Origin of the sequence: Nostoc parmelioides FACHB-3921, from assembly GCF_014696625.1 — a bacterium.
GTDB classification, from domain to species: Bacteria; Cyanobacteriota; Cyanobacteriia; order Cyanobacteriales; family Nostocaceae; genus Trichormus; species Trichormus parmelioides.
On sequence record NZ_JACJQL010000123.1, the window covers coordinates 1 to 9,901 of the forward strand.

Annotated in this window: 9 protein-coding genes; 7 read left to right on the forward strand and 2 right to left on the reverse strand. The window is 42.1% G+C overall.

Translation table 11 applies throughout. From position 1 onward, the window contains the following. Window positions 1–780: tyrosine-type recombinase/integrase (locus H6G14_RS31955; RefSeq protein ID WP_242054268.1), on the forward strand; the 780-nt coding region annotated here is incomplete at its 5' end. Window positions 781–795: 15 nt separating this feature from the next. Here H6G14_RS31955 and H6G14_RS31960 read toward each other — a convergent pair. Both H6G14_RS31960 and H6G14_RS31965 read right to left on the reverse strand, forming a co-directional pair. Further along, the gene (locus tag H6G14_RS31960; protein WP_190572872.1) at window positions 796–1,338 is read right to left on the reverse strand and encodes a hypothetical protein; all 543 of its coding nucleotides are present in this window, start codon (window positions 1,336–1,338) and stop codon (window positions 796–798) included. Beyond that, the gene (locus H6G14_RS31965; protein WP_190572874.1) at window positions 1,335–1,829 is read right to left on the reverse strand and encodes a DUF4365 domain-containing protein; all 495 of its coding nucleotides are present in this window, start codon (window positions 1,827–1,829) and stop codon (window positions 1,335–1,337) included. The genes H6G14_RS31960 and H6G14_RS31965 overlap by 4 nt, the downstream gene beginning before the upstream one ends. Window positions 1,830–2,135: 306 nt before the next feature. Here H6G14_RS31965 and H6G14_RS31970 point away from each other — a divergent pair, with 306 nt between their 5' ends. The 6 genes from H6G14_RS31970 (at window position 2,136) to H6G14_RS31995 (ending at window position 9,765) form a co-directional block, all read left to right on the forward strand. Continuing rightward, a complete protein-coding gene (locus H6G14_RS31970; RefSeq protein ID WP_190572876.1) occupies window positions 2,136–4,388 on the forward strand; it encodes an ATP-binding protein in 2,253 nt (750 codons plus the stop codon). After that, window positions 4,385–4,864 (forward strand): response regulator, encoded by a 480-nt coding sequence (locus H6G14_RS31975; protein WP_190572878.1) that lies wholly within the window; start codon window positions 4,385–4,387, stop codon window positions 4,862–4,864. The genes H6G14_RS31970 and H6G14_RS31975 overlap by 4 nt, the downstream gene beginning before the upstream one ends. After that, on the forward strand, window positions 4,861–7,884 hold the full coding sequence (locus H6G14_RS31980; RefSeq protein ID WP_199326357.1) for a response regulator: 3,024 nt from the start codon (window positions 4,861–4,863) through the stop codon (window positions 7,882–7,884). The genes H6G14_RS31975 and H6G14_RS31980 overlap by 4 nt, the downstream gene beginning before the upstream one ends. Window positions 7,885–8,380: 496 nt before the next feature. Further along, window positions 8,381–8,743: a response regulator gene (locus H6G14_RS31985; RefSeq protein WP_190572881.1), complete on the forward strand. Its 363-nt coding sequence runs from the start codon at window positions 8,381–8,383 to the stop codon at window positions 8,741–8,743. 325 nt (window positions 8,744–9,068) lie between these two features. Next, entirely contained in the window at window positions 9,069–9,467 is a 399-nt protein-coding gene (locus H6G14_RS31990) for a type II toxin-antitoxin system RelE/ParE family toxin (RefSeq protein WP_190572883.1), read from the forward strand. After that, complete coding sequence (locus tag H6G14_RS31995; protein ID WP_190572885.1) at window positions 9,454–9,765, forward strand: helix-turn-helix domain-containing protein; 312 nt, start codon at window positions 9,454–9,456, stop codon at window positions 9,763–9,765. Before H6G14_RS31990 ends, H6G14_RS31995 begins: the two co-directional genes overlap by 14 nt. The last annotated feature ends 136 nt before the right edge of the window (window positions 9,766–9,901 follow it).

The following is a 9,901-nucleotide window of genomic DNA, read 5'->3' on the forward strand; positions in this document are numbered from 1 at the left end:
TGCGTGACAAGCACTAATTCACTGAGGAGCCGTGTGAAATTAACGTTTCATGCACGGTTTTGTAGCCGAGTCAGAGAGGTGACTTTCTGGCTTAGGCATCCACTTAGTGCTATCAAGTCAATGGTAGAGATGGGGCGACGGCTGGGGGTGTGCAATTTCTCTTTAGATGATGTCAAAGGTGAAAGGGTTGAAACCTACCGCGACACTACGGGTATTTCTGCTAGTGACTATGCTTTAGTCATCGCGTTGGTTGACCAAAACACTTTAAAAGGCAAGCGTGACTATGCCATTCTGGGGTTACTTTGGGATAATGGCTTGCGCCGCAATGAGATAGTCAACTTAAATGTGAGTGATTTTAACCCCAAGGAGAAAACGCTTTTTATTCTGGGTAAAGGCAAGGGTAGCCAGAAGGAAGTTCTTGACCTATCGGACAAAACCACAACGGCGATCTCCGACTGGATTAAAGCTTGTAAGAAGAAACGAGGGGTAGACCCGCTTTTTACGGTGCTGGCTTATCACAAAAATGGCGCGAGATTAACCGGGGAAGCAATCAGGCGATTGGTGGATGGGCTATGTAAGCAAGCCGGAATCACTAAGAAGATGTCACCCCATCGCATCCGCCACAGTGCGATTACTACAGTTTTGGATCTCAATAATGGTAACTACCGGGCTACTCAGCGTTTCAGCAGACACGCCCAAGTGCAGACGGTGTTGAAATATGATGATAACCGCCAGCGTTTACAAAAGCAGATGAGTGATTCGATATCAGAACTTATTTAGGAAATATCTAAAAATTTAGATATTGTCAATTTGAAAAATTTGAGGGTTTCTCAGAACGAAATGATTGTCAACTTTGACTAAATCACCTGTGCAGTGAACTGGTAAACGTTCTTGATAAGCTTTAATAGCTAAGATATAATCCTGGTCAGTTAGTTCAGTTTTTATTTCTTGTAATTTCTCAAAAATTGGGACAAGTAAAGTAATTTCTCCACTCAATTTCTCAAGAGAAGGAGTAGCAATTTGCATGACTACACCTTGTACATTGAAATTGGGATAATTAGTAATAAATTCGCTTAAAATATCAACTTGGTCACGATTTTCTACTGTCGATAATATTTTCAATATATCGCTGATTCTTTCGGCATAATCTCCTAAATTATGTTGGAGAGGTAGCAAGATTTCATATTCAGGAGCCGCATCTTTTTTTAGTCGCCAAATTGCCCCAGCATCATTATAAATACGTCCTGTCTCGTGCCAGCCTGTTGCTTGCAAATGCGCCTGTATTACATTAGGGTTAACAGTTTTGAGGATTTGACTATCTTTAATAGTAACTTTCATGGCAAACCTCCAAAACTAATGCGTTCAATAATGGCTTGCAGTGCATCAGGTGTCAACTGATTACTACGGGGTATTTCAATAGTAACATTGGTTATATTTTCGGTGTCTGGCATCCCGCGCAAGGATAACCAGTAAGCACAATATCTCAGGCATAGTTCGGATTCAGTTTGTTTTATCCAGTCTGTTATTTTTTCAGGAACTAAAACAACTACTAAGATTCGAGGGACAAGGGCATTGATTTTTAAATCATTATAATTTTTGAGAGAGAGCGGATATTTAATATAGTTTTCCTCAAGAATATCTCTAGCTGTACATTTTAGTTGTAGTTCTAGTCTAGGGGAAAGGATTTTACCTGTGCCACCTCTGCTAACTATACCTAAATCTACACTATCGTTATCCACTTCTGGTCTATATAAAGAATAACCTGCAACGGCGGCGATGGCTCTAATATAGGTGATGCTAAATTGTTCTTTTTGTTGGTTGATATCCATTAAATTATTTTTATTATTCAATTCTCCATTGCATAAAGTGGTCTGGTAATTATCATAAATTTAGAACTTTAAAAGAATTTAATCCTATATAAACCCAGTACAAATAGCCGATAATGTAGCTTTCCAATAACGTAGATCATACCTCGGTAGGTGGTGGAATTAATATTTACACTCCGTAATGTATATTCTCTACCGAATGACAGATAATTTTTATAGTGCTAGGTATTATTTACAGCTAGTGCTGCTTCTTGATTAATATTTTTAACGGGAGAATCCAGACGATTGTCACAAGGAGTTTGGGAAGGTATGACGGTTCAGACGGTGGATTTAACCAACTGCGATCGCGAACCGATTCACATTCCGGGATTGATTCAGCCGCATGGGGTGCTGCTAGCTATTAATCTCTCCAATTTAGAGATTGTTCAGGTGAGCAATAATACAGAGCAATTACTTGGCCGCCAACCCCAAGATTTGTTAGGTAAGCCGCTATCACAATTATTCGATGCTAAACAAGTTGATACTATCCAAAAATGTTTAAATGGCGACTTTGAAAGTCTCAATCCAATCAACCTCTCCTTAAAGCGTCAAAATAAATCGCTGCGATTTGATGGGATTGTGCATCAGTTAGATGGGGTGGCACTCTTGGAATTAGAACCAAAAAAGTTGAAGGGCAAAAGAGACTTTTTTGATTTTTATCAGCAGGTAAAAGGAACAATTACCAAAATCCAGAAAGCATCCACAATGGAACAGATGTGTCAAGTGGTAGTCAGCGAAGTGCGAAAAATTACTGGATTTGAGCGCGTCATGGTCTACCGATTTGATGAAGATGAAACTGGGATTGTGATTGCTGAGGATACAAACCAAGAACCACCTTATCTCAACTTACGTTACCCACCCAGTGATATTCCCAAACAGGCGCGACAACTCTACACTTGCAACTGGCTCAGAATTATTCCTAATGCCAATTACCAGCCTGTAGAGTTAATCCCAGCAACCAATCCCCTAACTAACCAAACGCTAGATCTCAGTCTCTCGGTTTTACGCAGTGTTTCTCCAATTCATCTGGAATATCTGCAAAACATGGGCGTAGTTGCTTCTATGTCCATATCCCTAGTACAAGACCAAAAACTTTGGGGATTGATTGCTTGCCATGATTCTGCAACCAAGTATATTCCTTACAGCCTGCGTGCAGCTTGCGAGTTTATTGGACAGGTGATGTCCCTAGAACTAGCAAATAAAGAAGCCAGCGTTGACCAAGAATACAAGATACATTTGAAGTCCTTACAAACTCAATTTGTGGAATCTCTGTCGCAAGCTGAGTATTTTGTGGATGGGATTGCACAAATGGATTCGCAATTGCTGGAGCTGGTAAGTGCAACCGGAGCAGTAATTTGCAGCGAAGATAATTGTATTCGCATTGGTGAAACTCCTGGGGAAGCAGAAATCTATGCGCTGTTGGATTGGATTAAACCGCAACTCCACCACAATTTGTTTCACACGCGATCGCTTGCTCAAATTTATCCAGCAGCTGAGTCATTTAAAGCAGTTGCTAGTGGCGTTTTAGCTTTAGAAATTTCCAAAGTTCACCCAAATTATCTGCTTTGGTTTCGCCCAGAAGTAATTCAAACTGTGAATTGGGGTGGTAATCCGCATAAACCCGTAGAGGTTGAAGAGGATGGCAGTTTGCGGTTATCACCGCGCAAATCTTTTGCATTGTGGCAAGAGACAGTCAGAGGTTGCGCTTTACCGTGGAAAGCTTGCGAAATTGCCGCCGTTGCCGAATTAAGCAGCTTGATTGTGGGTGTAGTGCTGCGACAAGCAGATGAACTCGCATCAATCAACATTGAACTTCAGCGCAGTAACGAAGAATTAGATTCCTTTGCTTATGTTGCTTCCCACGACCTCAAGGAACCATTACGCGGCATTCACAACTACGCTAACTTTTTAATGGAAGATTATGCCGAGACTTTGACCGAAGATGGTGTTGCCAAACTGCAAACCCTAGTCAAGCTCACCCAACGCATGGAAGATTTAATTAATTCCCTGCTGCACTTCTCACGCTTGGGACGAACCGAACTGATCTGGCAACAGGTGAATTTAAACGATTTGGTGCAGCAAGCGATCGCTACTCTCACCATATCTCGACCCCAAAACCAAATTGATTTTCGCATTCCCCAACCCCTACCCACAATCGAGTGCGATCGCGCTCAGGTCAATGAACTATTTACCAACCTGATCAGCAACGCTATTAAGTACAACGATAAACCACAAAGATGGGTAGAAATCGGTTTTCTCCAAAGGACTAGGGAACAGGCAACTAGCTTTTATACATTTTATGTACGTGACAACGGCATTGGCATTCCTCCAGAACATCAAGAAAAGATTTTTCAGATTTTCCGGCGGTTACATGGACGGGATGAATATGGTGGCGGTAATGGAGCAGGGTTAACAATTGCCCGCAAAATTGTAGAACGGCTCGGCGGTAAAATTTGGGTAGAATCCACGCTTAATGAAGGTAGTACCTTTTACTTCACTTTAGGAGCGGAGGCGATTATATGACCGAAGCTTCCCAGGTTGCTGTTAGGCAAACTCCCCTAATGCTGATTGTCGAAGACAGCAATGAAGACTTTGAAACCATAGACCGATTAATTAAGCGTTCCCGATTCTTCGTACCCATTCATCGCTGTATCAATGGCGATCAAGCATTGGCATTTCTCTACCGCACTGGTAAGTACTCCAACCCTGAAACTGCCCCGCGTCCAGGCATGATTTTACTAGACCTCAACCTACCGGGGACTGATGGGCGGGAAGTCTTGCGTCGCATAAAACAGGATGGTAATTTAAAAACCATTCCTGTCGTTGTTTTTACTACTTCTAATAATCCTAAAGATATTGAGGATTGTTACAAATATGGCGTTAATAGCTACATTGTGAAGCCGATTAACTTTGCCCAACTGAAGCTAGATGTGCAAATGCTCGTAGATTATTGGTTTGACTTGACCACTCTGCCTAATTACCCCAAAAATTCCTTATGAGCGAGCAACAGTGTACTGTCTTAATTGTTGATGATTCCCCAGAAGACAGAGAACTCTACCGACGGTGTTTGCAAACAGACAAAAATTACTCTTACAGCATCCTCGAAGCAACTTTAGGGCAGGAAGGTTTAGAATTATGGCAGCAAAACCAACCGGATGCTGTGTTACTGGACTACCGCTTACCAGATATCGATGGATTAGAATTCATTGCTAGATTAAGCTCCTCAACTCAAGAGACGTGCTTACCGGTAATTGTTGTAAGTGGGCAGGGTAGTGAAGCGATCGCCGTGCAAGCAATGAAAGCAGGGGCACAAGATTATTTAGTTAAAGAACAGATTACCCCACAAAGGCTACAATCGGCACTCAAATCAGCGATCTCTAAAGTAAAATTACACAACGAACTGCAACAGAGGATTGAGAGAGAACGGTTAGTTGCAGAAATTACCCAAAAAATCCATCAAACCCTCAATTTAGAGGAAATTCTGCAAACCACTGTCACCCACGTTCGGCAGTTTCTCAACAGCGATCGCGTCCTGATCTTTCGTTTACAGCCTGATGGTACGGGAATCGTCACTACAGAATCGGTAGCATCTGGCTGGACTCCCTTGCTATCCACCTCTCACTACGATGCCTGCTTAAACGAAAACTATATTGCACCTTTTCGCCAAGGATTAGTAACTGTCAAAGCAGATATCTATAATGGCAGCATTGATCCCTGCCATGTTGAGCTACTGGCGAAGTTAGAAGTACGAGCAAATTTAGTTGTACCTATTCTGCAAGAGCAAAATTTATGGGGGATGCTGATTGTACATCAATGTCAAGCACCGCGACAGTGGCAGCCCATAGAAATTGATTTGCTCAAACAATTGGCAACGCATTTAGGTATTGCCCTGCGACAAGCAGAATTATATCAGCAAGCACAGCATGAAATTGCCGAACGCAGACGCGCCGAAGCCTTATTAAAACAAGCAAACGAATCTTTAGAGCAAAGAGTTACCGAGCGGACTTTGGCATTGGAAACTGTTAATGCCCAATTGCAACAGGAACTATTAGAGCGAGAGCGCACCCAGAAAATTTTAGAAGAACAGGCACAGCTGTTAGATCTCGCCCATGACACCATCATCACCCGTACTCTTGATGGCACAATTACCTTCTGGAACAAAGGTGCAGAAGGAATGTATGGCTGGAGTCCAACTGAGGTATATGGGCAGATATCCCATGAACTATTGCAAACTCAATTTCCGCAATCCCTTACTGATATAGAAGCGGAATTTTTAAGCCAAGGTTACTGGGAAGGCGAACTCATTCATGTAAGGCGCGATGGCACACCCATCATTGTTGCTAGTCGCTGGGTATTGCAGCGCGATCAAGAAGGTAACCCCATCAAGATATTAGAAATCAACAATGATATTACCGAGCGAAAACGTGCTGAAGAACAGCTGCGCCGCAGCAGTGAGCGCATCAGTTTAGCCAATGCAGAATTAGCGAGAGCAGCTCGTCTTAAAGACGAATTTTTGACAAATATGAGTCATGAGTTGCGAACGCCATTGAACTCAATTTTGGGCATGTCAGAATTACTTTTAGAAGAGATATTTGGTAGCTTAACCGAGCGACAACGCCAGTTTTTACAGATAATAGAAAAGAGTGGCGAACACTTACTAGAGTTAATTAACGATATTTTAGACCTCTCCAAAATTGAATCGGGCAAAACGGATCTGAAACTAGCTTCTATATCAATTCCGCCACTTTGTGAATCCAGTCTGAATTTTGTTAAGCAGCAGGCGGGAAACAAACAAATTCAACTAAGCTGCCAAATAGACGACAATGTTACAGAAATTGAAGCTGATGAACGCCGCTTACTACAGGTTTTAGTTAATCTACTAGCAAATGCTGTGAAATTCACCCCCGACGGTGGTAGCGTGAGGCTGGAAGTGAAAATGCACTTGCCTGAACAAACTGTAGAATTTCAGGTAATTGATACCGGAATCGGTATTGCTGAGGCAGATATGAGTAAGTTGTTTCAGCCATTTGTACAGTTAGATAGTTCCCTATCCAGACGCTATCCAGGTACAGGATTAGGATTATCTTTAGTCCGGCGCATTGTCGATCTACACGGCGGTAGTATCCGAGTTGAGAGTGAGTTAGGTAAAGGAAGTTGCTTTAGCGTCATATTACCTTGGCATCCCTTGCAAGAGTATGATGACTTATCTTTAGCACTTCCAACAGTACTACAAGATGTAGCAGTGCAACAAGCCTTGGTAGTAGAAGATTCTACTGCTGCTGCTAGTCAAATTAAACATTACTTAGCTGAAATGGGGGCAACTAGCGTCATTCATCCAGTGGGAGAAGGTGCATTACAAGTTGCCTTACGAGTCAAGCCAGATGTGATAGTTCTGGATCTACTGCTACCTGATTGTTCGGGATGGGAAGTGTTAACCAAGTTAAAAACCCATTCTGAGACTTATCATATACCCGTGATTGTTATTTCCGTAGTTGATCAGCGATCACGCAGTTTAGAGTTGGGTGCTGCCGAACATATTTTAAAACCCCTCTCGCGACAAAAGTTTTATGACGCATTAAGGCAGATTTTTGTCAATGTGCAACAGCCAAACTTACAAACTGCTCTCGTAATTGCTGCTATGGAGTTATCACAAAAACCCAGAATTTTGTTAGCCGAAGACAATGAAGCGAATATTGCCACAATCATGAGTTACCTGGAAGCACACAACTTTCAGATTATTTTGGCGCGCAATGGACAAGAAGCGGTGCAAATGGCAAAACAATATCAACCCAATCTGATTTTAATGGACATCCAAATGCCAGATATGGATGGATTAGAAGCAACTCGTCAAATCCGTGCTGATACCCAAAATCAACCTATCCCCATCATTGCACTGACAGCTTTAGCCATGCCTGGTGATCAAGAACGCTGTTTAGAAGCAGGTGCGACAGCATATCTACCCAAGCCTGTGAGGCTCAGAAATTTATTAGATTTGATTAATGAGCATTTATGTGACTAAAGGAAAAGATTGCCGAAAATTAAAGGATAAGCTTGCCAAACCTATAGCCAGACCGAGAAGATTGGAGATGGAAGATTTAAGATTGCAGATTGAAAAATCAAGCCCCTTAATTGATTAATGGGGATAATCTATAATCTCCCTTCTAAAATCATCAATAAATCTAAAATCTAAAATCTATCAATCCCAAGCCCCTAACTTTAGTTATGGGGTCAATCTCCAATCTACAACCTACAATCAGTTGACTGTTTTTGTGGTCAAATACCCGTCTTGCGAGAGTGCGATCTCCTCCGGCGGGCGGGTACGCCATCGCAAGCAAAGCATAAAAATGCTCCCAAAGCCTACATTTAGCGCGTGACTTGCGGCAAACTTATTCATGAAATTTGACAAATAATTCAGACTTAATCGAAATAATAAGGCTTTCAGTCTTTACTGTTTAAAGGATAAAGTGGCCGCAGAACAGAACCTATAATAGAAGCGGATTTGAAACAATTTTATTATGAGCCAGCAACAGCGTACTATTTTAATTGTCGATGATTCTCCACTAGACCGAGAATTTTACCGACGCTGCTTGCTAAAAGATAAAGACTACTCTTACAGCATTCTAGAAGCAAATTTTGGGGAAGAAGGTCTAGAGCTATGGCAGCAGCATCAGCCAGATGTTATTTTGCTAGATTACCGCTTACCAGATATGGAAGGACTGGAATTTCTTGCCAGTTTGTGTTCCCGAACTCAACAGATTTACTTACCTGTGATTGTTGTAACTGGGCAGGGTAGTGAAGTGATCGCGGCGAACAAAAAGCGATCACGGCTGGTGCAGACAAATTTCTCTCTAAGCCCTACACAACCACAGATTTATTAAATACTTTATTGGATGCGATCCGAATTACAAAATAGGACATTGCTTACTTGGCATTGAGGAGAGATGCGCTTACCGTGTATCAATCCGCCTACGTTTTAGCAGTATTGGATATTGACCTAAAAAGTTAACATTTACATAATTTAGAGTCTATCCAAGTAAGTAAAAAGTACCGACTTCGCAATACGCCTGAGCAGCATTGGCTCTCAAGAACTTTGTTATACAAGGATTGTGACAACCCTTGGTAAGAAATTAATTACTATGTTTCTTAGTCTGGTTTCCTTCATTGCCTTAATATAACAATATTGATATATTAGAAGGTGGTGTTGTGCCTGAAACTCGCGTTGTCTTCTACCAAGAAGAAGAGGGCGAAGTTCCTGTTCTTGAATGGCTGAAGCAACTTTTAAAAGAAGACCGCAAAGGTTATGCAAACTGTGTTGCTCGAATCAAACAACTGGCGGCATCAGGATACGAACTCCGTCGCCCTGCGGCAGATTACTTACGCGACGGGATATATGAGCTTCGAGCAAAGCATATTCATGTGCAATACCGCATCCTATACTTCTTTCATGGGCAAAATGTGGCAATTCTCGCACACGCCATTACAAAGGAAGAAGCAGCTGTACCTCCAATTGATATTGAACGAGCGATCGCTCGAAAGCTTTTATTTGAAGAAAACCCAGAAGCTCATACCTATGTAGAGGAGCAAGAGAATGGCGAAGACTAACGATGCAATAAAAATAATTGATAACCTGACTAGCAGCGACCCTGAGCTTGAGGCAATGGTAGCAGAAGCTTCAATCAATGCAGAAGTGGCACAGTTGATTTATGAAGCTAGAACTTCATCGGGTTTAACACAGAAACAACTGGCTGAACTTGTTGGCACAAAACAGCCTGTGATTGCACGGCTAGAAGATGCTGATTACGAGGGACACTCGCTGTCAATGCTTCAAAAAATCGCTCACGCTCTTAATCAGCGAGTAGTGATTCATTTGACTCCATTGGAACATGAGCAGAGCGCATAGTGACATATAGGGGACAACGCCAGATCAACCTAGTACAACACGGCGTAAATAAGCAGACCATATTGGTGGGAGAATAAATAATCAGGTTAAAACCCTTTTGGAGGGGCGTATCAAGGACTGAGGGTGTGACTAGATT

What these genes read in the sequence shown, in the direction of transcription:
- H6G14_RS31960 (WP_190572872.1), bottom strand. Translation starts at nt 1,338, where the DNA reads ATGAAAGTTACTATTAAAGATAGTCAAATCCTCAAAACTGTTAACCCT.
- H6G14_RS31965 (WP_190572874.1), bottom strand. Translation starts at nt 1,829, where the DNA reads ATGGATATCAACCAACAAAAAGAACAATTTAGCATCACCTATATTAGA.
- H6G14_RS31970 (WP_190572876.1), top strand. Translation starts at nt 2,136, where the DNA reads ATGACGGTTCAGACGGTGGATTTAACCAACTGCGATCGCGAACCGATT.
- H6G14_RS31975 (WP_190572878.1), top strand. Translation starts at nt 4,385, where the DNA reads ATGACCGAAGCTTCCCAGGTTGCTGTTAGGCAAACTCCCCTAATGCTG.
- H6G14_RS31980 (WP_199326357.1), top strand. Translation starts at nt 4,861, where the DNA reads ATGAGCGAGCAACAGTGTACTGTCTTAATTGTTGATGATTCCCCAGAA.
- H6G14_RS31985 (WP_190572881.1), top strand. Translation starts at nt 8,381, where the DNA reads ATGAGCCAGCAACAGCGTACTATTTTAATTGTCGATGATTCTCCACTA.
- H6G14_RS31995 (WP_190572885.1), top strand. Translation starts at nt 9,454, where the DNA reads ATGGCGAAGACTAACGATGCAATAAAAATAATTGATAACCTGACTAGC.